Origin of the sequence: Klebsiella ornithinolytica NBRC 105727 = ATCC 31898, from assembly GCF_001598295.1 — a bacterium.
Lineage (GTDB): Bacteria > Pseudomonadota > Gammaproteobacteria > Enterobacterales > Enterobacteriaceae > Klebsiella > Klebsiella ornithinolytica.
Genome location: NZ_BCYR01000001.1, coordinates 517,804 through 540,630, shown reverse-complemented (window position 1 = coordinate 540,630; position 22,827 = coordinate 517,804). Strand labels below are relative to the sequence as shown.

Below are 22,827 nucleotides of genomic sequence, written 5' to 3'. Positions count from 1 at the left end.
AATGTAATGGGAATCTAGTGTACGGGCGGGGGTAGCCCGTATATGTGATTAATATCTCATTGTTTATGCAACATGTTTATGTTGCACTGATAAATGTGACTTAAGTCACATCTATCCGACGATAGCCAGAATCAGCGGGAACAAAAAGGGGGCCACCAGCGAGGTGATAATCCCGCACAGCACCAGCGCCAGGGAGCTGAAAGCCCCTTCCTGATAATCCAGCTCCGCGCAGCGGGCGGTCCCGAGGGCATGCGATGCGGTCCCCATCGACAGGCCGCGCGAGGCTTTGGTGCGAATGCGCATCAGGTTAAGCAGGCTGTGGCCGAAAACCGCGCCGAGAATCCCCACGAAAATGACGCACACCGCGCTGATGGCCGGAATACCGCCAATGCTCCCGCTGACCGCCATCGCAATCGGCGTGGTGACCGACTTCGGCATAATCGACGCGGCGATTTGCGGTGTCGCGCCGAGCAGCAGCGCGACGGTAGTGCCGGTCACCATCGCCACGACGCTACCGATAAAGCAGATCGTAATGATCGATTTCCAGCGGGCGCGGATCTGATGCAGCTGCTCATACAGCGGGAAGGCCAGCGCCACAACCGCAGGCTGAAGTAAATCGTTGAGAATTTTACTGCCCTGAAAATAGCGATCGTAGGAGATACCGCTGAGCAACAAAAAGGGGATGATCACCACCATCGCCACCAGCAGAGGATTCAGCAGCGGAAATTTAAACCGCGCGGCCAGCTTGCGGGCGAGGAAAAAGACGATCAGCGTCAGCGGCAAGGACCACCAGATTTCATGCATCATCTTTGACGTCCTCCGTTTGACCGACCACTTTACGTTCGCCGTGAACCAGATGTGAGCTCCAGCTCACCACCAGGAAGACCACTAATGTACTGATCGTGCAGGAGATTGCCACCGGGCCGAGCTGCGCACGCAGCAGATCCCAATATTGCATGACGCCAACGCCAATAGGCACGAACAGCAGCGCCATATAGCGAATCAATATGTTACAGCCGGGGTTGACCCACTTCGGCGGCATAATCTGTAGCGCCAGAAGAACGAACAAAATCAGCATGCCGATGATGCTGCCTGGAATGGTAATGGGCAGCAGGGAAGCAATAAAAATCCCGGCGTATAAACAAGCATAGATCAGGACAAAAGCCCGCAGGTACTGCCAGATAATATTCAGCGATTTACTCATGGTAATAACCCTTGATGAACCGTATTCATCATACAATTAAACCTTGAAATGTGCTACCGATCACATCATGAATTCCAGGCATAGATTTAATAGAGTAATGGAACCTTCGGGCATGCGGAATGCATGTTGATGAATCCTGCGATAAATAATAGTGAAAGCGCCGCGTGGAGAGCGGGGCGCTGCGCTTTTGTCCCGCCGCCCCGGCGCAACTCCGCTGTTCGCGGCGTGGCAAATTGCGCGTGACGCGAAGGGCGGTATCCCTGCCTTATCGCACCTCTCGACCTGCCAGGCGCAGCCGAACCACATTGAGATCTTTCAACCGACGCACAGAGGCGCTACCATAGCGCCTCTTTTTTTTCCGGGTAACAATATGCGTGTATTACTGGCGCCGATGGAAGGCGTGCTCGATTCGCTGGTGCGCGAGCTGCTGACCGAGGTTAACGATTACGATCTGTGCATCACCGAGTTTCTGCGGGTGGTGGATCAGCTGCTGCCGGTAAAATCGTTCTATAAACTGTGCCCGGAACTCCATCATCAAAGCCGCACTCCTTCTGGCACCCGCGTTCGGGTTCAGCTGCTGGGGCAATATCCGCAGTGGCTGGCGGAAAATGCCGCGCGGGCGGTGGAGCTGGGCTCCTGGGGCGTTGACTTGAACTGCGGCTGTCCGTCAAAGCTGGTGAACGGCAGCGGCGGTGGGGCGACGCTGCTTAAAGACCCGGAGCTTATCTATCGCGGCGCAAAAGCAATGCGCGAAGCGGTACCGGATCATCTGCCGGTGACGGTCAAAATTCGCCTGGGCTGGGACAGCGGAGCGCGGCAGTTCGAAATTGCCGATGCGGTAGAGCAGGCCGGCGCGACGGAGCTCGTGGTTCACGGCCGCACGAAAGAAGACGCTTATAAAGCGGAGCGGATCAACTGGGCGGCGATTGGCGAAATCCGCCAGCGGCTGTCAATTCCGGTTGTCGCTAACGGCGAAATCTGGGACTGGCAAAGCGCACAGGCGTGTCTGGCGGTCACCGGTTGCGACTCGGTAATGATTGGTCGCGGCGCGCTAAACGTGCCAAATTTAAGTCGGGTCATCAAATATAACGAACCGCGCATGCCGTGGCCGCAGGTCGTGGAGCTACTGAAAAAATATACGCGTCTGGAAAAACAGGGCGATACCGGGCTGTATCATGTTGCGCGAATTAAACAGTGGCTCAGTTATTTACGCAAAGAATATGATGAGGCGCTGGTCGTGTTTAATGAAATACGCACGCTGAAAACCTCGGCGGACATTGCGCTAGCCATTGCCCGTTATTAGGGAAGATTGTTAAATCGCTCACACTTTATTACTCGGGAACCATCTGCTGATGGGCATTTCTGTCGCTGAGTGATATTGTGTAACTTATATATTCAGGGTTGCTACTGATACAGGCAAAACCTAAGCACTTCCGCCATTTGTGGCTGGAGTGCTTAGGTTTTTTTTTGCCTTTTATTTTTGAGGAATTAAATGTTCATTTAAAGCAATGACTTATGATCTGCCCATGTGTGTCAACAAAGCCGTTGAATGGCTGACGGGCAGGTATTGAAAAAATAAATATAAAGACGAAAAACGGGCGGGTTTATTGCCTGGGGCCAGCTATTACCCTTATTCAGTCACAACGGATATCATTATGCACAACAAAAAAATAAATCCCCTCCTGTTGATAGTGACATTTTCGCTGTTAACGCCCGGCGCTTTTGCCGCGGAAACGGAAAAATGGAACGGTACGGTATTAGGTTTTGAGAACCCGCAAAAAGGGTTGCTCGGGGAGATGTCAGGGATTCGTCCAATCCTTGAAAATAACGGATTTCATTATAATCTCGGCTACCTCAATGAAATGGGTTACAACGCGGGCGGCGGATATAACCATGATAAACAGCTGGCTTATATCGATCAGGTCGCTCTGACCTTTACGCAGGACCTGGAGCGCTGGACCGGGATCCCGGATGCACGTATCGAAGGTAATATCGTTAACCGTAACCACGATGACAACCTGACCACCCAGCGGCTGCAGGATCCGCGGGTTAATTTTAACGATCTGGCGCAGGAGAGCTGGGGAGGCCAGTCTATTACCCGTCTTGGCTGGCTGACCTTTGCCCGTAGCTTCGATGACCGTCGTCTGACGTGGCGTATCGGGATGATGAATAAGGTGCAGACCTTCGATCAGATTATCCCCTGCGATTTCCAGCTGCTTTCACAGTGCGGCGGCAAGTCCGCTAACTCGATGACCTGGAACAACTGGAACGTCCATACCTGGGGAACGACCGTCGAATATAAGCTGACCCCGACGCTGACGCTGAAGGGCGGTGTCATGGAGCAAAACCCGGAAGCCTCTTCCCGTAGCCACGCGTGGAGCTGGTCGACAAAAGGCAGCAAAGGCATTCTGCTGCCGGTAGAGATTGAAGCGCGGCCGGTCATCAATGGCCTTTCCGGCGCGTATAACCTCGGTGTGCTCTACACCAACGCGCCGCAGAGCGATCTGTATAGCGGAAAATCCGGCGGCCCCGGGGCCACCGATCCGCAAGGATATGCGCAATACGATCGCACCTGGTTTCTGTATGCCGGGATGAACCAGCAGATAACCCGCCATGCCGACGACCCCGATCGCGGGATGAGCGTCTCGCTGAGCGGCAGCTATAGCGATCAGCGCAGCAACTACATCCATACCGCCGTAGCCGCATCAATGCGCTATCGTGGCCTGTTTGACGCCCGTCCGCAAGACTGGCTGGGCTTTGGCCTGACCTGGATGGATATGAGCAACCATTACGCGCGCAATCAGCAGTATATGAATGAGGTCAGCGGAGCTACGGACTACTACGCGGCGAACTATCAGCCGGTGGCCGGGCATTCGGTGAATGCTGAACTGTACTACCGCCTGCGTCCGGTTTCGTGGCTTGAGCTGCAGCCAGGACTGCAGTACTGGCATCGTCCGGGCGGCGTCGCTCAGACTCAGGATGCCTGGGTCATCGAGTGGAAAACCGTGGTGACTTTCTGACGGTCTATACCGCGTCGAGTGATTAGTCGCGATCCGTATCACGTTTTTCGGCTTCGCAGGTTGAGCCGACGGAAGAAATTGCTACAGTGCGGGTGTTGGATTGCTACTGCTTCGGCAGGCAAAACCTGATTTCCCGGCTTTGTCGGGGGTCAGGTTTTTTTGTTTCTGGGGTTCATATGCAAATCGCCAAAGTTCTTAATAATAATGTGGTGGTTGTTTTAGATGAGCAGCGACGCGAACAGGTGGTGATGGGGCGAGGGCTAGCCTTTCAGAAACGCGTCGGTGACTCACTGGACGAAAGTAAAATTGAAAAGATCTTCGCGCTGCAGAGCGATGAACTGGTTGGCCGTTTAGGTGAATTACTCAGTCAGATACCGTTAGAAGTGATGACCACCTGCGATCGGATTATTGAACTGGCGCGCGGGCGGTTGGGTAAGTTGCAGGAGAGCCTGTATATCACCCTGACCGATCACTGCCATTTTGCCATTGAACGGCAAAAGAATGGGGTGACGATCCGCAACGTACTGCTGTGGGAAATTAAGCGGCTTTATCCGAAAGAGTTTGAGCTCGGGCAGGAGGCGCGGGCGATTATCGCCAGGCGGCTCGGCGTTGAGCTCGCCGAAGATGAGGCCGGATTTATTGCGCTGCACCTGGTCACCGCGCAGCTCAACAGCGAAATGCCGGAAGTGATGCATGTCACCCGGGTGATGCAGGAGATCCTGCAGCTGGTGAAGTATCAACTGCAGTTGAACTATGACGAAGAGTCGCTGAGCTACCAGCGCTTTGTCACTCATCTGAAGTTTTTTGCCCAGCGGATGCTGACGCGCACGGTGGTGGCAGATGATGACGTCACTTTGCACAGCGCGGTGAAAGATAACTACGCCAAAGCGTGGAAATGTGCCGAAACCGTCGCGATTCATCTACAGAAAAGCTATCAGCGGTCGCTGACGACGGAAGAAATTATGTTTCTCGCCATTCATATCGAGCGGGTGAGAAAAGAAGGGCGTTAATTCCCTTTACTGAAAACTGGATTGTTACTGCATAACGCAGGCAAAACCTGAGCGCGACGCCATCCGGCGTGGTTCTCGGGTTTTTTTTATTTTTACACTCAGTCACGGTTGCCTGCGGGCAGCGGAAGTAAGGAAAACAGCATGGAATATAAAGCACTCGCGCAGGATATTCTTAGCCGGGTTGGTGGCAAAGAGAATATCGTGAGTCTGGTTCACTGCGCCACACGGCTGCGCTTTAAGCTCAAAGAGAACAAGAAGGCGGACGCGGAAGGACTGAAGACCAACCCTGGCGTCATCATGGTGGTGGAAAGCGGTGGTCAGTTCCAGGTGGTGATTGGTAACCACGTCCACGATGTCTGGCAGGCGGTACGCACTGAAGCGGGTCTGACGGACGACAGCGAACCGGTGACCGGTTCCGCGGAAAAAACCTCGGTGCTTGGCCAGGTGATTGATGTGGTCTCCGGTATCTTTACGCCGTTTATCGGCGTGCTGGCGGCCTCGGGGATCCTGAAAGGGCTACTGGCGCTGGCGGTGGTTTGCGGCTGGCTGACTCCGCAGCAGGGGACCTATAAAATCTGGTTTGCCGCCAGCGACGCGCTGTTCTTTTTCTTCCCGCTGTTTCTGGGCTATACCGCCGGGAAAAAATTCGGCGGTAATCCGTTTATTACCATGGTGATCGGCGGGGCGTTGACCCATCCGATGATGATTCAGGCCTTTGACGCGGCCCAGCTTCCCGGTAGCGAGGCGGCGCACTTTCTCGGCATCCCGGTAACCTTTATCAACTACAGCTCCTCGGTGATCCCGATTATCCTCGCATCGTGGGTGAGCTGCTGGCTGGAGCGCAAAAGCAACGCGCTGCTACCTTCAGCAATGAAAAACTTCTTTACGCCGCTGTTTTGCATCGCCGTAGTGGTTCCGCTGACCTTCCTCGCGATCGGCCCGGTGGCCACCTGGCTCAGTCAGCTGTTGGCCCACGGTTACCAGATTATCTACACCGTCGCGCCGTGGCTGGCGGGCGCGGCGATGGGCGCGCTATGGCAGGTATGCGTTATTTTTGGCCTGCACTGGGGGCTGATCCCCTTGATGATTAATAACCTGACGGTGCTGGGACAGGACTCGATGCTGCCGATGCTGCTGCCGGCGGTGATGGGCCAGGTTGGGGCGGCGCTGGGGATCTTCCTGCGCACCCGCGATGCGCGGCAAAAAGTGCTGGCCGGATCTGCGGTATCCGCCGGGATCTTTGGTATCACCGAGCCGGCGATTTATGGTCTGACTCTGCCGCTGCGTCGCCCGTTTATCTTCGGCTGTGTGGCCGGCGCCATCGGTGGGGCCATCGTTGGGCTGAGCGACAGCCACGTCTACTCCTTTGGCTTTGCCAATATTTTCACTCTGGCGCAGATGATTCCGCCGCAAGGAATCGACAACACCGTATGGGGCGGGGTGATTGGCATCGTGGCTGCACTGGTTATCTCTTGCGTGCTGACCTTTATCGCCGGACTGCCGGCAAGCCGGGCGGAAGCATCGGACCTTCCGCTTGCTCCGGTATCGGAAAACGATATTCTTGCCCCGATGACCGGTACCGTACTGGCGCTGGATCAGGTCCCCGATAGCACCTTCGCCAGCGGTCTGTTGGGAAAAGGCGTGGCGATCATTCCCAGCGTCGGCAGAGTGATTGCGCCGTTCTCCGGAGAAGTGGCGTCACTCTTTCAGACCAAACATGCGATTGGTCTGCTCAGCGATAGCGGCATTGAGCTGTTAATCCATGTTGGTATTGACACCGTGAAACTCGATGGCGTGCCGTTTACCGCCCATGTTAAAGAAGGCGATAAGTTCAAAGCCGGTGATGTGCTGCTTGAATTTGACCGCCAGGCCATTCTGGACGCCGGTTATGACCTGGCGACCCCGATTATTATCAGCAACAGCGACGATTATCGTTCCGTAGACATCGAATCCACCAGCGTGGTTGATGCCGGCCAGCCGCTGTTGTCCGTCAGCCATTAATCAGAGGAGAGAAAGATGAAGAGATTCCCGCAGACCTTTTTATGGGGCGGCGCAACCGCGGCAAATCAGGTGGAAGGCGCGTATCTGGAAGATGGCAAAGGATTATCAACCTCAGATGTACAGCCGCATGGCGTCTTTGGCGACGTCGTTGAACGGGTGCCGGGCGACAGCGGCATCAAAGATATCGCGATCGATTTTTACCATCGCTACCCGCAAGATATCCGTCTGTTTGCGGAGATGGGCTTCAACTGCCTGCGGGTGTCGATTGCCTGGACGCGGATTTTTCCGGACGGCGACAATGCCGAACCAAATGAGGCCGGGCTGGCCTTTTACGACCGCCTGTTTGCTGAAATGGCTCAGCACAATATCACGCCGCTGGTGACGCTATCGCACTATGAAATGCCGTGGGCGCTGGTGAAAAACTACGGCGGCTGGGGCAGCCGCGAGGTGATTGGCTTCTTCGAACGCTACGCCAGAACGGTGTTTGCCCGCTATAAAGATAAGGTCAAGCTGTGGCTGACCTTTAACGAAATCAATATGTCTTTGCATGCCCCGATGACCGGCGTCGGCCTGCCGGAAGGGAGCAGTAAAGAGGCGGTCTATCAGGCTATTCACCATCAGCTGGTGGCGAGCGCCCTGGCGGTAAAAGCCTGTCATGAGATCGTGCCCGAGGGCAAAATCGGCAATATGCTGCTGGGCGGTTTAATGTACCCGCTAAGCTGTAAACCGGAAGATATCTTTGAAACCCTGCAACAGAATCGCAGCTGGCAGTTCTTCGGTGACGTGCAGTGTCGGGGCGAGTATCCGGGCTACATGCTGCGCTACTTCCGCGACCAGGGAATGACGATTACCATCACCGATGCCGACCGCGCGGCGCTGAAAGAGACCGTCGATTTTATCTCCTTCAGCTATTACATGACCGGCTGCGTCACCGCCGACGAGGAGCTGAACAAAAAGGCGCGTGGTAATATTCTCAGCATGGTGCCGAACCCGCATCTGGCGAGTTCCGAGTGGGGCTGGCAGATCGATCCGCTGGGTCTGCGGACGCTGCTTAACGTGCTGTGGGATCGCTATCAGAAGCCGCTGTTTATCGTTGAGAACGGGCTGGGGGCGAAAGATAAAGTTGAAGCTGACGGCAGCATTAACGATGACTACCGTATCAGCTACCTGAACGACCATCTGGTGCAGGCGCGAGAAGCCATTGAAGACGGCGTGGAGCTGCTGGGCTTTACCAGCTGGGGCCCCATCGACCTTGTCAGCGCGTCGAAAGCGGAGATGTCCAAACGTTACGGCTTTATCTACGTCGATCGCGATGACAGCGGCAACGGGACCCTGGCGCGCAGCAAGAAGAAAAGCTTCTACTGGTACAAAGAGGTGATTGCCAGCCGTGGCGGCAGCTTGAAAGAGTAATCGCCTGATGGCTTTGGTGGTCAGGGAAGGTATTAACCGCCCCCGACAGAGAGGCGATCACCGTCGCTAAAATCGCGTCGTCACCCCGTTCAAGGCCCGGAGATTCTCCGGGCCTTTTACTTATCATGCCGGTTTGCGGGCGCGCAGCAGAAAGATCATCGGCCGCTCTTTTTCCTCATCCAGCCCCGGCTGGGCGGCGATTTGCTCCGCCGTTGGCCCCCATTCATCGAGATGCTCAATGACAAAACCGGCGGCAACCAGCAGGTTTATCCAGCTGGCCAGCTTGCGGTGCTGTTTTTTCACCCCGTCGGCAAACCAGTTGCTGATTCGCTCTCCCTCTTGCTGATAGTGACTCACCGGCCAGATTTTCTGTCCGGCGTCATCGTTCTGCCAGCCCTGGCGGAGGGGGGCGGTGTAGACAGGGTGTTCTGCGGAAAAGAGCAGCGTGCCGCCGGGGGTCAGCGCCTGGTAAATCACGGCGAACAGCGGGGCGACATCGGGGAGATAGTGCAGGGCCAGCGAACTGTAGACCAGCTCGCATGAGTCGGCCGGCAGGGTCAGCGTCTGCAAATCTTCACAGCGGTAGTCAATATCGTCTCCCTGGCCCATTTCACGCGCGCGGTCGAGCATCCGGCTGGAAAGATCCACACCGGTCACCTGGGCGGCGCCTTGTTCACGCGCCCAGCGGCAGAACCAGCCGTAGCCGCAGCCGAGATCGACGACGCGCAGGCCGCGTAAAGCCGGCAGCATACGTTGAATAGCCGGCCATTCCGGCGCGCCGTCGAGCCCTTTAACCGACCGGTCGAGAGTGGCATATCCTGCAAAAAAATCAGGATCATCGTAGATGTTCTGGCTCATTATCACTCCATGAATTATTTGTTTATTTTTAATTATCCAGGTGTTTAGTCACACACTTTACTAAACGGCTTAATTTTATTTAACTTAGTATAACCAACCTTGTTTAGTTACCTGACCTGTCTAATGAATCTTACTCTGAGAAAAAGCGTATTGGCTGGGTTCCCCCTGGTCATCGCTCTGGCTGGCTGCGCGCCGTCCCATGATATTGGCGAGCCGCCGCCGCAGCAGATACCTGCCTCCCATGTGTCAATGGATCTGCCCGCGGCGGTTAAAAATGGCTGGCCGCAAAGCAACTGGTGGCAGGATTACCACGACCCGCAGCTGAATAATTTGATCCAGCGCGCTCTGGCGAATGCCCCGGATATGCAGATTGCCGAACAGCGTATCAAGCTGGCGGAAGCTCAGGCTCGTATGTCGCAAGCCAGTCTTGGGCCGGAGATGGATTTCTCTGCCAATGTTGAACGGCAGAAAATGTCGGCGGAGGGGCTGATGGGGCCGTTTGCCACGGATACCGACGGCAATACCGGGCCCTGGTACACCAATGGCACCTTTGGTCTGACGGCGGGCTGGGATCTGGATCTGTGGGGGAAAAACCGGGCGCTGGTGAAAGCCCGCATCGGCGAACTTAAAGCACAAGTGGCGGAAGAGGCGCAAACCCGCGAACTGCTGGCCAGCAGCGTGGCGCGACTCTACTGGCAGTGGCAGACCGAAGCCGCGGTGAAAACCGTGCTCCAGCAAGTTAAAAGCGAACAGAATAATATTGTCAGCGTTGACCAGGCGCTGTATCAGCGCGGGATCACCAACTCGGCCGAAGGGGCTGAAAACGATATCAATGTCAGCAAAACCGACCAGCAGCTGGCGGACGTTGCGGGCAGTATGAAAGAGATCGAAGCGCGCCTGATGGCGCTGACCAACAGCCAGAGTCAGGCGCTGAATCTGCATCCGGCTAATCTTCCGCAGGTGAGCGCGCAGATGCCGACGGAGTTGGGGTATGAGCTGCTGGCGCGCCGCCCGGATCTGCAGGTGGCCCACTGGTATATTGAGGCCTCGCTGAGCGAGGTGGATGCGGCGAAAGCGGCGTTCTATCCGGACATCAACCTGATGGCCTTCCTGCAGCAGGATGCGCTGCACCTGAGCGATCTGTTCCGCCATTCCGCCCAGCAGATGGGGCTGTCCGCTGGGTTGACGCTGCCTGTCTTTGATAGCGGCAGACTGAATGCCAACCTCGATATTGCCAGCGCGCAGAATAATCTGTCGGTGGCAAAATATAACAAAGCGGTTGTGGACGCGGTGAACCAGGTGGCGAAGACCGCCAGCCAGGTTGAGACCCTGATGGAGAAGAATCAGCAGCAGCAGCAGGTTGAAAAAGATGCGCAGCGGACGGTGAATCTGGCGGAGGCTCGCATGAGCGCCGGGATTCTTCCGGGGTCACGTGTCAGTATGGCCAGGCTGCCTGCGCTTCAGGAGCGCATTACCGCGCTGCGTCTGCGCGGCCAGTGGCTGGATGCCAGCATTCAGCTGACCTCGGCGCTGGGCGGCGGCTACCACCAGACCACGAAATCAGGTTAACGCCTGGCAAGGCACCCTCTGCGCGGCCGGGCTTTCCGGTCGTCAGGCGGTGCCGGCTCGGCGCTACTCTTTCTTTTTCGCCTCGCGGCGTCGGAACCACCAGTGCGCGGCTACCACCAGCGCGACCACCAGAATCAGCCAGATCCAGTGCTTCAGATGCGCATCAAGATGATGCAGCCACGGTCCAATGGCTTCCCCGCCCAGATAGCCCAGCGTGGTGAATAACAGCGCCCACACCAGCGCGCCGAGAATATTCAGCGGCAGGAACACTTTTGGCGGCAGGCGGCTGGCGCCGATCAATAACGGCCCGATGACCCGGAAACCGTACATAAAACGGGTCCCAATCACAAACAGATAGGGGCGGCGCTGAATCATGCGCTGCGCTTTGCGTATCCGCGCCTGATGGCGGGAAAATCGCTTCAGCAGCTTGCCGCCAAAGCGTCGGCCCAGCAGATACAGCAGCTGATCGCCGATCATTCCCCCGAGGGCAACGGAGAGAACGACCAGGGGAAATTTTAATAACCCCTGATGCGCGACCACGCCGCCCAGCAGAGTGATGGTTTCACCTTCCGCCATGCTGCCAATGACCAGCGCAGCGTAGCCATACTGGGAAATCAGGTTATTGATATCCATACAAAAATAAACTCCCTTACCCCTTATGCTTCCGCGCATGTCTGGCGACCAGCGGGGCCGGTTGTGCAGCGCGAAGCATCAACGGGATCAATCATCAATGGGTTAATCATACACCCTGGGGCTTAAAACGAGGTTAAGCGTCTATCTCATCAGGACGCTTTTGCTGGTCATTTTGCCGCAGGGCAGGGATCACAACGATTTATGGCGGCCTGCCAGGGGGAATCCGCCTGCACGTGCTACGCCTACGCGGCGCTTTCTCCGCGCTGTCGGTGTTCAAACCGCCTGCGCCAAAAACGCCTGCCAGGACAGGCTCTGAGCGCATTTTTAGTGCTGTACATAAACGAATCGCGCAGGGTGAATTATACTTGGATCAGTGCTGTACGAGGCCGTGACAAGGGGGACGCTATGAACCATGTCTGGGGACTATTCTCTCATCCGAATCAAGAGATGAGCGTTATCAAGAGCGAAAACGAGACGATTTCGCACCACTATACGCACCATGTGCTGGTCATGGCAGCGGTTCCGGTTATCTGCGCCTTTATCGGCACCACGCAGCTTGGCTGGAACTTTGGCGATGGCACCGTGGTAAAACTTTCGCTGATGACCGGTCTGGCGCTGGCGGTGGTGTTCTACGCCGTGATGCTGGGCGGGGTCGCGGTGATGGGGAGGATTATCTGGTGGATGGCCAGAAACTATCCGCAGCGGCCATCGCTTAAGCGCTGCATGGTGTTTGCCGGGTATGTCGCTACGCCGCTGTTTCTTAGCGGGCTGGTCGCGCTTTATCCGCTGGTCTGGCTGTGCGCGCTGGTGGGGACGATCGCGCTGTTTTACACCGGCTACCTGCTGTATCTCGGCATCCCGACCTTCCTGAGTATTAATAAAGAAGAGGGACTCAGCTTTGCCAGTTCCACCCTGGCCATCGGGGTACTGGTGCTTGAAGTCCTGCTGGCGATAACCGTTATTCTCTGGGGATACGGCTACCGACTGTTTTAATTCTGTTGCTGAACCGTTTGATGAGTGAATCTATTGCTGGCATAAATGGATTTTTATGCCAGCAATGCAGCATTTGCTCACGATTCTTATTAGTCAGGTCGCGTTCTGCCGGGGTATGATAGGGTCTGCCAGCGTTGCCTGTTGCCCGGCGACGCAGCGTACGTTAATAACGTGCAAGAATACTTTTCAGAATGCTCACGATGCCGAAATTTCGAGTTTCTTTGCTCAGCCTGACCTTGCTTCTGGCTGTGCCTTTTGCGCCCCAGGCGATAGCAAAAACCCCCGTGGCCGCCACGGCCCTGCAGCCGGAAATTGCTTCCGGCAGTGCGATGATCGTTGATCTTGCCAGCAAAAAGATTATTTACCAGAGCCAGCCGGATCTGGTTCGCCCCATCGCATCGATTACCAAAGTGATGACGGCGATGGTGGTTCTGGATGCGCATCTGCCGTTAGACGAGATGCTCACCGTAGATATCAGCCACACGCCGGAGATGAAAGGCATCTATTCACGCGTGCGGCTGAACAGCCAAATCAGCCGCCGCAATATGCTGCTGCTGGCGCTGATGTCCTCCGAAAACCGCGCTGCCGCGAGCCTGGCCCACCATTATCCTGGCGGCTATGACGCCTTTATTCGCGCCATGAACGCCAAGGCCCAGGCGCTGGGCATGACCCATACTCGCTACGTTGAGCCGACGGGCCTGTCGATTCACAACGTATCGACCGCGCGCGACCTGACGAAGCTGCTGATGGCCACCGAGCAGTATCCGCTGATCGGCCAGCTGAGCACCACCAAAGAAGATACCGCCACCTTCGCCCATCCGGCCTATACGCTGCCGTTCCGTAATACCAACCACCTGGTCTATCGGGATAACTGGAATATCCAGCTGACCAAAACCGGTTTTACTAATGCCGCGGGCCACTGCCTGGTCATGAGAACGGTGATTAATCAGCGCCCGGTGGCGCTGGTGGTGATGGATGCGTTCGGGAAATATACCCACTTTGCCGACGCCAGTCGTCTGCGTACCTGGGTTGAAACCGGGAAGGTGATGCCGGTTCCGGCCTCCGCGCTGAGCTATAAAAAACAGCGTGAGGCGCAGATGGCGGATGCGATGCTGAAAGGCGGCGCGCAGACCGCGCAAAACGATTAATGCCTCTCCCCCGACTCGCGCACGCGGGCGGGGGATTTTTTATTCCGGTATGGTTAAGTCGCCCTCGCCGAGCTGGCGCTGCATAATTAACGTATCCCGCCAGTCGCCCATCTTGTACCCGACGCTACGCAGCTGACCCGCCACGGTAAAACCAAATTTTTTGTGAATGGCGAGCGAGCCGGCATTGTTATGCCCGTCGCCGATAATCGCCAGCATCTGCCGCCACGGGCCTTGTTCGCACTTTGCAATCAGCTGCGTGAGCAGGGCGCTGCCGATGCCGCGCCCGCCCATGCCGGACTCGACATAAATCGACTCTTCAAGCGTGTAGCGATAGGCGGGGCGAGGACGGTAAAACGTCGCGTAGCAGTAGCCGACGATGGTGCCGCGCCACAGCGCCACCAGCCAGGGCAGCCCGTTGTCACGCACGGTTTTGATGCGCTTGCGCATTTCATCGACGGTCGGGGGAATATCTTCAAAGGAGGCGCGTCCGTTCAGCACGTGCCAGACGTACAGCGCCGCGATGGCGTGCGCGTCATCGGGCAGGGCTTCGCGGATCTCTAATTCAGCGCCGTGTAACATATCCGCTTCGGACATGATGGGACTCCTTAACCAGGTTTGCCGGAGAGGCGTTTCTCCGGCGTGCAGCGTAATACAGAATCCCGTAACTCGTCACCCCTGATTAGTGCTCTTCAGCGCCGTGACTCCCGTCCGCCTGGCGCTCACCCCAGTACTTCTGCTTACTGGTTTTTCCGAGCCCCGGGTTCATGCTGTTAGTCGGGTCATTCTGGCGGTAGAACTGTTTTAAGCTCTCCGGCGCTTCATAGAGATGGCCGACGTTATGCTCGGCGGGGTATTGCGCCCCGCGCGCCTTCAGCAGCTCCAGCATCTTCTCTTTCAGTTCGTGGGCATCGACGCCTTTTTTGACGATGTAGTCCTGGTGGAAGACGTGGCACATAAAGTGACCGTAATAGAGCTTATGTACCAGCTGACTGTCGATCTCCGGCGGTAGATGCTCAAACCACTCGGTATCGTTACGGCGCAGGGCGATATCCAGCGCCAGAATATCTTCCACTTCGTCGGCATGTACCGCCTGGTAACGGATGGCTGCTCCTGCGGCGGCGAAGCGGTGAAGAAACGCTTTGCTGCCTTCTTCCGGCGTGCAGGCAAAGAAATCGCCCTCGGCCTCGCGGAAGTATGCCGTCAGCCAGGTCTGGGCTTCTTCGATGCCATCGCCCGCCATTTTCAGCAGCAGGTGATGTTCATATTTATCGCGCCAGCTTTTCATCCGCTCCGGGAGATGCGCCGGGAAGACGTGTCCGAGCTTCTGCATGAAGCGGTCGGTAAAGTGGGGCTTAAACAGCGACACTTTCTCCAGCATGGCGTCGGTGCGGCCTTTCATCGTGAAGAAGAACGGCATTTTGTCGGTGCCGAGCTTATCGATCATCAGGAAGGTGTCTTTCCCGTAGCGCTCGGCGATATCGTAGATATCGCGATGCATGTACTCACCCGCCACCGGCAGGTGCTGAAACTCGGCGAGAATATGGCGACGGATCTCCGTCAGCACCGCCGGGTTATTGCTACCGATGTAAAAGACCTGCTGGCGTTTTTCCGCCGGAAAGGTATCGAGGCGCGCGGCGAATACCGCCAGCTTGCCGGCGCAGCCGGAGGATTCAAACAGGCGATCCGGGTCGGCATTGTAGCGCGCCGGGGTATCGGCATTGACGTCGCGCACGCGGGTGACGTAATCGTGGTCATGGGCGTGGCGGCCATCGTGCTGAATATCATCTTCTTTGATACGGTCGTCGTCGAGGCGGCTGAGGATCTGTTCCGGCGTGGCGCCGAGGTCAATCCCGAGGTGGTTCACCAGCCGCAGCTTGCCGTTTTCGTCAATCTGCGCAAATAACGACATCTCGGTATAGGCCGGGCCGCGTTGTACCAGCGAACCGCCGGAGTTGTTGCAGATCCCGCCGATCACCGAGGCGCCGATGCAGGAAGAACCGATCACCGAATGCGGCTCGCGACCCAGCGGCTTCAGCGCTTTTTCCAGCGAGTAGAGCGTGGTGCCCGGGAACGCCAGCACCTGTTCGCCTTTATCCAGCAGGTGCAGCTTATCGAGGCGCAGGGTGCTGATGATGACGATCTCGCGGTCGTAGTCGTTGCCGCTTGGGGTTGAACCTTCGGTCAGCCCGGTGTTCGCCGCCTGCATCAAAATGATTTTATCGGCGTCGACACAGGCGCTCAGCACGCGCCACAGTTCCAGCAGGGTTCCCGGGAAGACCACCGCCAGCGCGTCGCCCTGGCCGGAGCGGAAACCTTTACGGTAGCGCTGGGTTTTTGCCGGATCGGTTAACAGATGGGAGGAGCCAACCAGTCTTGCCAGTTCCGCCAGAAAACCAGAATTATTCGATGTTGTTGCCGATGACATGATCCACTCCTTGTGGTGGTACCGAAAATATCGGAATTAAGCATAGCGCTTTGTATGACAATTTTGTGCACCAATGTGTCGAAAAATCAGAGAAGAACCTTAGCATTGTGCAGGCGTCTTGTTTATATATATGGCAAACTGCGGTTTTTATTATGTTTTGCCGTAACCCCGGCCTGAGAGAAAGAGAGATAAAAATGAAATGGCTCTGCACTATAGGCGTCGCCGTCAGTCTGGCGCTGCAACCCGCGCTGGCGGATGAACTGTTCGGCAATCACCCTCTGACGCCGCAGGCCCGCGATGCGTTCGTGAGTGAACTGCTCAAGAAGATGACCGTCGATGAAAAAATTGGCCAGCTAAGGCTGATCAGCGTCGGGCCGGATAACCCGAAAGAGGCGATCCGCGAGATGATCAAAGATGGCCAGGTCGGGGCCATTTTCAATACCGTGACCCGCCCGGATATCCGCGCGATGCAGGACCAGGTCATGCAGCTCAGCCGGTTGAAAATCCCGCTGTTTTTCGCCTATGACGTGATTCACGGTCAGCGTACCGTGTTCCCGATAAGCCTTGGTCTGGCCTCTTCCTTTAACCTGGACGCGGTAAAGACGGTGGGGCGTATTTCGGCGTATGAAGCCGCCGACGACGGTCTCAACATGACCTGGGCGCCGATGGTCGATGTCTCCCGCGATCCGCGCTGGGGCCGCGCTTCGGAAGGTTTCGGCGAAGATACCTATCTGACCACCGAAATGGGACGGGCGATGGTTGAGTCGATGCAGGGCAAAAGCCCGGCGGATCGCTACTCGGTGATGACCAGCGTGAAGCACTTCGCCGCCTATGGCGCGGTGGAGGGGGGCAAAGAGTACAACACCGTCGATATGAGCCCGCAGCGCCTGTTCAACGACTATATGCCGCCGTATAAAGCGGGGCTGGATGCCGGGAGCGGCGCGGTGATGGTGGCGCTCAACTCGCTGAACGGCACGCCGGCGACCTCCGATGCCTGGCTGCTGAAAGAGGTGCTGCGCGATGACTGGGGCTTTAAAGGCATCACCGTCTCCGATCACGGCGCGATCAAAGAGCTGATCAAGCACGGCGTTGCTGCCGATCCGGAAGATGCCGTGCGGGTAGCGCTGAAGTCGGGCATCAACATGAGTATGAGCGACGAGTACTACAGCAAATACCTGCCGGGGCTTGTTAAATCCGGCAAGGTGACGATGGCGGAGCTGGATGACGCCACCCGCCACGTGCTCAACGTTAAATATGATATGGGGCTGTTTAACGATCCGTACAGCCATCTCGGTCCGCAGGGAACCGATCCGCAGGATACCAACGCCGAAAGCCGCCTGCATCGCCAGGAGGCGCGCGAAGTCGCCCGGCAAAGCCTGGTGCTGCTGAAGAACCGTCTGGAGACGCTGCCGCTGAAAAAATCGGGAACCGTTGCGGTTATCGGGCCGCTGGCTGACAGCAAACGTGACATGATGGGCAGCTGGTCGGCGGCAGGGGTGGCGGATCAGTCGGTGACGGTGCTGACCGGCATCAAAGAGGCGCTGGGCGACAAAGGCAAGGTTATCTATGCCCGCGGCGCTAACGTCACCAACGATAAAGGTATTGTCGATTTCCTCAACCTGTATGAGAAAGCGGTGCAGGTCGATCCGCGCTCGCCGCAGGCGATGATCGATGAAGCGGTGGCGGCGGCGAAACAGTCCGACGTGGTGGTGGCCGTGGTGGGCGAGGCGCAGGGCATGGCCCATGAAGCCTCCAGCCGTACCGACATCACCTTGCCACAGAGCCAGCGCGATTTGATTAGCGCCCTGAAAGCCACCGGTAAGCCGCTGGTACTGGTGCTGATGAACGGTCGTCCGCTGGCGCTGGTGAAAGAAGATCAGCAGGCTGACGCTATCCTCGAAACCTGGTTCGCCGGGACCGAGGGGGGCCATGCCATTGCCGATGTGCTGTTCGGCGATGCCAACCCGTCCGGTAAACTGCCGATGTCGTTCCCGCGCTCGGTGGGGCAGATTCCGGTGTACTACAGCCATCTTAATACCGGCCGTCCGTACAATGCCGATAAACCGAACAAATACACCTCCCGCTACTTTGATGAAGCGAATGGCCCGCTGTACCCGTTCGGCTACGGCCTGAGCTACACCACCTTTAGCGTTTCCGACGTCAAAATGTCGGCGCCGACCCTGCAGCGCGACGGTAGCGTCACCGCCAGCGTACAGGTGACCAACACCGGCAAGCGCGAAGGCGCAACGGTGATTCAGCTCTATCTGCAGGATGTGACCGCCTCGATGAGCCGTCCGGTGAAAATGCTGCGCGGCTTTAAGCGCGTGACCCTCAAGCCGGGAGAGACGCAAACCGTCGCCTTCCCGATTGAAATTGACGCCCTGAAGTTCTGGAATCAGAAAATGAAATACGATGCCGAGCCGGGAAAATTCAACGTCTTTATTGGCGTCGACTCCGCCCGCGTGAAGCAGAGTGAATTCGAGCTGCTGTAAGCGAGGAAACGGCGGGTTTCGCCGGCCGGGCCAGGCGCCAGCCGCCTCCCGGCAGAAACGCGGGCGCCCTGTTTAAAACAGCGTTGTCATCCTTCTCAAAGGCCGAATATTCGGCCTTTTCTTTTTCTGGATGCACTAAATGAACTACGCTTTTCTCTTAAGCTCCTGTTAATGGAGCGCAAATTAAGAGGGACGCGGGGATGATAAAGGCACGTATCTGGTCAGGCGCGCTGGCGCTGGTCGCGCTGGTCAGCCTGCCGCTTCAGGCGGCGGAGCCGGTCAAAGTTGGCTCAAAAATCGACACCGAAGGGGCGCTGCTGGGCAATATTATTTTGCAGGTTCTGGAAAGTCATGGCGTGAAAACCGTGAATAAGATCCAGCTGGGAACCACCCCGGTGGTACGCGGGGCGATTACGGCGGGGGAATTAGACATTTATCCGGAATACACCGGCAACGGCGCCTTCTTCTTTAAAGACGAAAACGACCCGGCGTGGAAGAACGCGCAGCAGGGTTATGAGAAGGTCAAAACCCTCGACGCGCAGAAGAATAAGCTTATCTGGCTGACGCCTGCGCCGGCCAATAACACCTGGACCATTGCCGTGCGTCAGGATCTGGCGGAAAAAAATCATCTGACCTCGCTGGCCGATCTCAGCGCCTGGCTGCAAAAAGGGGGCGACTTTAAGCTCGCCGCCTCCGCCGAATTTATCGAACGTCCGGATGCGCTCCCGGCCTTTGAAAAAGCCTATGGCTTCAAGCTCAAGCAAAGTCAGCTGCTGTCGTTGGCGGGGGGCGATACGGCGGTGACCATCAAAGCGGCGGCCCAGCAGACTTCCGGGGTGAATGCGGCAATGGCCTACGGAACCGACGGGCCGGTGGCGGCGCTGGGGCTGCAAACGCTCAGCGATCCGCAGGGCGTACAGCCGATTTATGCCCCGACGCCCGTGGTGCGCGAAGCGGTGCTGAAAGCCTATCCGCAGATCGCGCAATGGCTCCAGCCGGTCTTTGCCAGCCTTGACGAGAAAACGCTGCAACAGCTCAATGCCAGTATTGCCGTGGAAGGGCTGGACGCGAAAAAAGTTGCCGCAGATTATCTGCAGCAAAAAGGGCTGCTGAAGTAGATTATTGGTGGCTATTCGCTGTTATAACCGCGTATCGCTGCTGCTGGCCTGTCTGCTGCTGCTGGTGGTGGCTCTGCCGTTCGTCAACTATGCGCCTAACCGTCTGCTCTCCGGGGAGGGACGCTGGCTTTGGCAACTCGCGCCGTGGCTGACGGCGGTGCAGGTCTGCGGCGCGCTGCTGCTGATTCTGCTCTGCTGGCTACCGGGACGCAGGCCGCTGCTGCTGAGCTTGCTGATGCTGGATGCGCTGCTGGCGCTGCTGTTCTGGGGGGCGGGGCAGACGGCGGTACAGCTGGCGCACAGCGGCTCCTCGCTGGCCCGCACCTCGCCGGGAAGCGGCCTGTGGCTGGCGCTGGCGCTGTGCTTACTGCTGGCCAGCGAGACAATCCGGCGTCTGACCACGCGGGCGCACTGGCGCTGGCTGCTCAATGTGCAAATCTGGTTGATTCCCTGCGTGCTGCTCGGCAGCGGAGCGCTGAATCAGCTCTCGCTACTGAAAGAGTATGCCAACCGTCAGGAGGTGTTTGATGACGCGCTGCGTCAACATTTGACCCTGCTGTTTGGCACGCTGTTGCCGGGGCTGCTGATCGGGCTGCCGGTAGGCATCGGCCTCTGGCGCCGGCCGCGGTGGCAGGCCCCGGTGTTTACCTTTCTCAATGTTATTCAAACGATTCCCTCCGTGGCGCTGTTTGGTCTGCTGATCGCGCCGCTGGCCGGTCTCGCCCGCCATTTCCCCGGTCTGGCGGAGCGCGGCATTTCCGGCACCGGGATGACGCCAGCGCTGATTGCGCTGGTGCTGTATGCCTTGCTGCCGCTGGTTCGCGGGGTGGTGACCGGTTTACAGCAGGTACCGCGCGATGTGCTTGAGAGCGCCGCGGCGATGGGGATGAGCGGCGCGCAGCGCTTCTGGCACGTGCAGCTGCCGCTGGCGCTGCCGGTTTTGCTGCGCAGTCTGCGGGTGGTGAGCGTGCAAACCGTCGGAATGGCGGTGGTCGCCGCCCTGATCGGCGCCGGTGGGTTTGGTGCGCTGGTCTTCCAGGGGCTGTTGAGCAGCGCCCTGGATCTGGTACTGCTGGGAGTGATGCCGACGATTGCGCTGGCGGTGGTGGTCGACGCGCTGTTTGCGCTGTGGGGGGCATTATTGAAAGGAGAAGCGGGTGATTGAATTTAACGGGGTCAACAAATCCTTCGCCGGGCTGCCGGCGGTGAAAAACCTGAACCTGCACCTGCGCGAAGGCGCATTCTCGGTCCTGATCGGAACCTCTGGCTCGGGGAAATCAACCACCCTGAAAATGATTAACCGGCTGATCGAACATGACAGCGGCACCATCCGTTTTGCCGGGCAGGATATTCGCCAGCAGCCGGTGCTGGCGCTACGTCGACGCATGGGCTATGCCATTCAGTCTATCGGCCTGTTTCCGCACTGGACGGTGGCGCAGAACATCGCCACCGTCCCGCAGCTGCAAAAATGGCCGCAGCGCAAAATCGCGGCGCGCATTGACGAATTAATGGCGCTGCTGGGGCTGGAGCCGACGCTGCGGGAGCGCTATCCGCATCAGCTCTCCGGCGGTCAGCAGCAGCGCGTTGGCGTGGCGCGGGCGCTGGCGGCCAATCCTGAAGTCCTGCTGATGGACGAACCGTTTGGCGCGCTGGATCCGGTCACCCGGGAAGCGCTCCAGCAGGAGATGATCCGCATCCATCGGCTGCTCGGGCGGACGATTGTGCTGGTGACCCACGATATTGATGAAGCCCTGCGGCTGGCGGATCACCTGGTGCTGATGGACGGTGGCGAAGTGATCCAGCAGGGGGCGCCGCTGCAGATGCTGCTCGAGCCTGAAAATACCTTCGTCGAGACTTTTTTTGGCCGCAGCGAACTGGGCGTCCGGCTGTTGTCGCTGCGCGGGGTGGGCGACTATCTGCGGCGTAATGAACGGCTTGCCGGCGATACGCTCAACGTCGCGATGACGCTGCGCGAAGCGCTGTCGCAGTTTATTGCCCATCGCTGCGACGTCCTGCCGGTAGTGGATGAACAGGGGGAGGCGTGCGGAACGCTGCATTTTGCCGATCTGCTCGGCGAGGAGGTGCGGCATGCGCGTACTTCGTGATCCGCTGCTGTGGCTGCTGGCGCTGTTTATCGCCATTTTGCTGCTGCTGCCTTATAGCACGCCGCTATTCAGCGCGCTGTTCCCCGAGCTGCCGCGCCCGGTGTATCAGCAGGAGAGTTTTGTCGCCCTGACTTTCGCCCACTGCTGGCTGGTGGTGCTTTCCAGCCTGGCGGCGACGGTGGTGGGCGTCGGGGCCGGGGTGGCGGTGACGCGTCCCGCAGGCCGCGAGTTTCGTCCATTGGTGGAGACCATCGCCGCGATGGGACAAACGTTTCCGCCGGTGGCGGTGCTGGCGATTGCCGTTCCGGTACTGGGGTTTGGCTGGCAGCCTGCGCTGATTGCGCTGGCGCTGTATGGCATATTACCGGTCCTGCAGGGGACCCTGGCCGGGCTGAGCGCCGTGCCGTCGGGGGTCGTGAGTATCGCCAACGGGATGGGCATGACGGGCTGGCAGAGACTTATTCGCGTGGAGATGCCGCTGGCTGCGCCGGTGATGCTGGCCGGTATCCGGATATCGACCATCGTCAATATCGGAACGGCGACCATTGCGTCAACGGTCGGGGCGAATACGCTCGGCACGCCGATCGTTATCGGCCTGAGCGGATTCAATACGGCTTATGTCATTCAGGGGGCGCTGCTGGTCGCGCTGGCGGCGATTATCGTCGACCGCGGCTTTGAACGGTTGAACCGGCGAATCAGCCGACACCACCGCGCACAATAAACGAGTAACCGGCCAGCATGACGCCGCCGATGCCGCTGATGGCCATGAATAAGAAGAGGGTGATAACCGCAATTTTCGCTGGCTTCATAATAGGCTCCTGATGTTAACGGAGGGATTATA

General features: G+C 57.7%; 19 protein-coding genes and 1 pseudogene. 13 read left to right on the top strand and 7 right to left on the bottom strand.

Annotated features, from left to right (window positions below; genetic code table 11):
* Positions 1-111: 111 nt before the first annotated feature.
* Positions 112-807, bottom strand: a complete 696-nt coding sequence (locus tag ROR01S_RS02365; RefSeq protein WP_004864760.1) for a CidB/LrgB family autolysis modulator — start codon at positions 805-807, stop codon at positions 112-114.
* Positions 797-1,204, bottom strand: a complete 408-nt coding sequence (locus ROR01S_RS02360; protein WP_004864758.1) for a CidA/LrgA family protein — start codon at positions 1,202-1,204, stop codon at positions 797-799. Before ROR01S_RS02360 ends, ROR01S_RS02365 begins: the two co-directional genes overlap by 11 nt.
* A 370-nt stretch (positions 1,205-1,574) precedes the next feature.
* Between ROR01S_RS02360 and dusC the strand changes: the two genes are divergently transcribed.
* The 5 genes and pseudogenes from dusC to ROR01S_RS02335 all read left to right on the top strand — a co-directional run bounded on the left by dusC (position 1,575) and on the right by ROR01S_RS02335 (position 8,645).
* Positions 1,575-2,507, top strand: coding sequence for a tRNA dihydrouridine(16) synthase DusC (gene dusC / locus ROR01S_RS02355; RefSeq protein WP_004864755.1), 933 nt, complete (start codon positions 1,575-1,577; stop codon positions 2,505-2,507).
* Positions 2,508-2,859: 352 nt separating this feature from the next.
* The gene (locus ROR01S_RS02350) at positions 2,860-4,224 is read left to right on the top strand and encodes a carbohydrate porin (RefSeq protein WP_015583844.1); all 1,365 of its coding nucleotides are present in this window, start codon (positions 2,860-2,862) and stop codon (positions 4,222-4,224) included.
* 176 nt (positions 4,225-4,400) lie between these two features.
* On the top strand, positions 4,401-5,234 hold the full coding sequence (gene bglG, locus ROR01S_RS02345; protein WP_004864750.1) for a transcriptional antiterminator BglG: 834 nt from the start codon (positions 4,401-4,403) through the stop codon (positions 5,232-5,234).
* A gap of 31 nt (positions 5,235-5,265) precedes the next feature.
* Positions 5,266-7,235, top strand: a pseudogene (bglF, locus tag ROR01S_RS02340) (PTS beta-glucoside transporter subunit IIABC).
* A gap of 15 nt (positions 7,236-7,250) precedes the next feature.
* Positions 7,251-8,645: a glycoside hydrolase family 1 protein gene (locus tag ROR01S_RS02335; RefSeq protein WP_004864744.1), complete on the top strand. Its 1,395-nt coding sequence runs from the start codon at positions 7,251-7,253 to the stop codon at positions 8,643-8,645.
* A 123-nt stretch (positions 8,646-8,768) separates the two neighbouring features.
* Here the strand turns inward: ROR01S_RS02335 and ROR01S_RS02330 are convergent, their stop codons facing one another.
* Positions 8,769-9,503 (bottom strand): class I SAM-dependent methyltransferase, encoded by a 735-nt coding sequence (locus ROR01S_RS02330; protein ID WP_032717953.1) that lies wholly within the window; start codon positions 9,501-9,503, stop codon positions 8,769-8,771.
* A 123-nt stretch (positions 9,504-9,626) separates the two neighbouring features.
* Here ROR01S_RS02330 and mdtQ point away from each other — a divergent pair, with 123 nt between their 5' ends.
* Positions 9,627-11,072, top strand: a complete 1,446-nt coding sequence (gene mdtQ / locus ROR01S_RS02325) for a multidrug resistance outer membrane protein MdtQ (protein WP_064359075.1) — start codon at positions 9,627-9,629, stop codon at positions 11,070-11,072.
* 63 nt (positions 11,073-11,135) lie between these two features.
* On the opposite strand, the gene ROR01S_RS02320 is transcribed toward mdtQ, so the two are convergent.
* Complete coding sequence (locus ROR01S_RS02320; protein WP_004864738.1) at positions 11,136-11,705, bottom strand: DedA family protein; 570 nt, start codon at positions 11,703-11,705, stop codon at positions 11,136-11,138.
* 405 nt (positions 11,706-12,110) lie between these two features.
* On the opposite strand from ROR01S_RS02320, the gene ROR01S_RS02315 reads away from it, so the two are divergent.
* Together ROR01S_RS02315 and pbpG are read left to right on the top strand one after the other, a co-directional pair.
* On the top strand, positions 12,111-12,698 hold the full coding sequence (locus ROR01S_RS02315) for a Yip1 family protein (protein ID WP_004864735.1): 588 nt from the start codon (positions 12,111-12,113) through the stop codon (positions 12,696-12,698).
* A gap of 200 nt (positions 12,699-12,898) precedes the next feature.
* Positions 12,899-13,846, top strand: coding sequence for a D-alanyl-D-alanine endopeptidase (gene pbpG / locus ROR01S_RS02310; RefSeq protein ID WP_015583849.1), 948 nt, complete (start codon positions 12,899-12,901; stop codon positions 13,844-13,846).
* 39 nt (positions 13,847-13,885) lie between these two features.
* Here the strand turns inward: pbpG and ROR01S_RS02305 are convergent, their stop codons facing one another.
* Together ROR01S_RS02305 and dld are read right to left on the bottom strand one after the other, a co-directional pair.
* On the bottom strand, positions 13,886-14,440 hold the full coding sequence (locus ROR01S_RS02305; RefSeq protein ID WP_004864731.1) for a GNAT family N-acetyltransferase: 555 nt from the start codon (positions 14,438-14,440) through the stop codon (positions 13,886-13,888).
* An 85-nt stretch (positions 14,441-14,525) separates the two neighbouring features.
* Positions 14,526-16,271, bottom strand: coding sequence for a D-lactate dehydrogenase (gene dld / locus ROR01S_RS02300; protein ID WP_004864729.1), 1,746 nt, complete (start codon positions 16,269-16,271; stop codon positions 14,526-14,528).
* Positions 16,272-16,465: 194 nt separating this feature from the next.
* On the opposite strand from dld, the gene bglX reads away from it, so the two are divergent.
* The 5 genes from bglX to ROR01S_RS02275 all read left to right on the top strand — a co-directional run bounded on the left by bglX (position 16,466) and on the right by ROR01S_RS02275 (position 22,707).
* The gene (bglX, locus tag ROR01S_RS02295) at positions 16,466-18,763 is read left to right on the top strand and encodes a beta-glucosidase BglX (RefSeq protein ID WP_064359074.1); all 2,298 of its coding nucleotides are present in this window, start codon (positions 16,466-16,468) and stop codon (positions 18,761-18,763) included.
* Between the two features lie 200 nt (positions 18,764-18,963).
* Positions 18,964-19,881 (top strand): glycine betaine ABC transporter substrate-binding protein OsmF, encoded by a 918-nt coding sequence (gene osmF / locus ROR01S_RS02290; protein ID WP_004864724.1) that lies wholly within the window; start codon positions 18,964-18,966, stop codon positions 19,879-19,881.
* 7 nt (positions 19,882-19,888) lie between these two features.
* The gene (locus ROR01S_RS02285; RefSeq protein WP_004864722.1) at positions 19,889-21,046 is read left to right on the top strand and encodes an ABC transporter permease; all 1,158 of its coding nucleotides are present in this window, start codon (positions 19,889-19,891) and stop codon (positions 21,044-21,046) included.
* Complete coding sequence (locus ROR01S_RS02280) at positions 21,039-21,986, top strand: ABC transporter ATP-binding protein (protein WP_015583852.1); 948 nt, start codon at positions 21,039-21,041, stop codon at positions 21,984-21,986. Before ROR01S_RS02285 ends, ROR01S_RS02280 begins: the two co-directional genes overlap by 8 nt.
* On the top strand, positions 21,970-22,707 hold the full coding sequence (locus ROR01S_RS02275; protein ID WP_064359073.1) for an ABC transporter permease: 738 nt from the start codon (positions 21,970-21,972) through the stop codon (positions 22,705-22,707). Before ROR01S_RS02280 ends, ROR01S_RS02275 begins: the two co-directional genes overlap by 17 nt.
* Here the strand turns inward: ROR01S_RS02275 and ROR01S_RS25680 are convergent.
* The gene (locus tag ROR01S_RS25680) at positions 22,682-22,795 is read right to left on the bottom strand and encodes a protein YohO (RefSeq protein ID WP_004103838.1); all 114 of its coding nucleotides are present in this window, start codon (positions 22,793-22,795) and stop codon (positions 22,682-22,684) included. The two genes, ROR01S_RS02275 and ROR01S_RS25680, sit on opposite strands and share 26 nt — an antisense overlap.
* Between the last annotated feature and the right edge of the window lie 32 nt (positions 22,796-22,827).

Coding starts and splice junctions, on each gene's coding strand:
- ROR01S_RS02305 (WP_004864731.1), bottom strand. CDS start 14,440: ATGTCCGAAGCGGATATGTTACACGGCGCTGAATTAGAGATCCGCGAA.
- dusC (WP_004864755.1), top strand. CDS start 1,575: ATGCGTGTATTACTGGCGCCGATGGAAGGCGTGCTCGATTCGCTGGTG.
- bglG (WP_004864750.1), top strand. CDS start 4,401: ATGCAAATCGCCAAAGTTCTTAATAATAATGTGGTGGTTGTTTTAGAT.
- ROR01S_RS02275 (WP_064359073.1), top strand. CDS start 21,970: ATGCGCGTACTTCGTGATCCGCTGCTGTGGCTGCTGGCGCTGTTTATC.
- ROR01S_RS02335 (WP_004864744.1), top strand. CDS start 7,251: ATGAAGAGATTCCCGCAGACCTTTTTATGGGGCGGCGCAACCGCGGCA.
- osmF (WP_004864724.1), top strand. CDS start 18,964: ATGATAAAGGCACGTATCTGGTCAGGCGCGCTGGCGCTGGTCGCGCTG.
- bglX (WP_064359074.1), top strand. CDS start 16,466: ATGAAATGGCTCTGCACTATAGGCGTCGCCGTCAGTCTGGCGCTGCAA.
- ROR01S_RS02320 (WP_004864738.1), bottom strand. CDS start 11,705: ATGGATATCAATAACCTGATTTCCCAGTATGGCTACGCTGCGCTGGTC.
- mdtQ (WP_064359075.1), top strand. CDS start 9,627: ATGAATCTTACTCTGAGAAAAAGCGTATTGGCTGGGTTCCCCCTGGTC.
- dld (WP_004864729.1), bottom strand. CDS start 16,271: ATGTCATCGGCAACAACATCGAATAATTCTGGTTTTCTGGCGGAACTG.
- ROR01S_RS02330 (WP_032717953.1), bottom strand. CDS start 9,503: ATGAGCCAGAACATCTACGATGATCCTGATTTTTTTGCAGGATATGCC.
- pbpG (WP_015583849.1), top strand. CDS start 12,899: ATGCCGAAATTTCGAGTTTCTTTGCTCAGCCTGACCTTGCTTCTGGCT.
- ROR01S_RS25680 (WP_004103838.1), bottom strand. CDS start 22,795: ATGAAGCCAGCGAAAATTGCGGTTATCACCCTCTTCTTATTCATGGCC.
- ROR01S_RS02315 (WP_004864735.1), top strand. CDS start 12,111: ATGAACCATGTCTGGGGACTATTCTCTCATCCGAATCAAGAGATGAGC.
- ROR01S_RS02350 (WP_015583844.1), top strand. CDS start 2,860: ATGCACAACAAAAAAATAAATCCCCTCCTGTTGATAGTGACATTTTCG.
- ROR01S_RS02365 (WP_004864760.1), bottom strand. CDS start 807: ATGATGCATGAAATCTGGTGGTCCTTGCCGCTGACGCTGATCGTCTTT.
- ROR01S_RS02360 (WP_004864758.1), bottom strand. CDS start 1,204: ATGAGTAAATCGCTGAATATTATCTGGCAGTACCTGCGGGCTTTTGTC.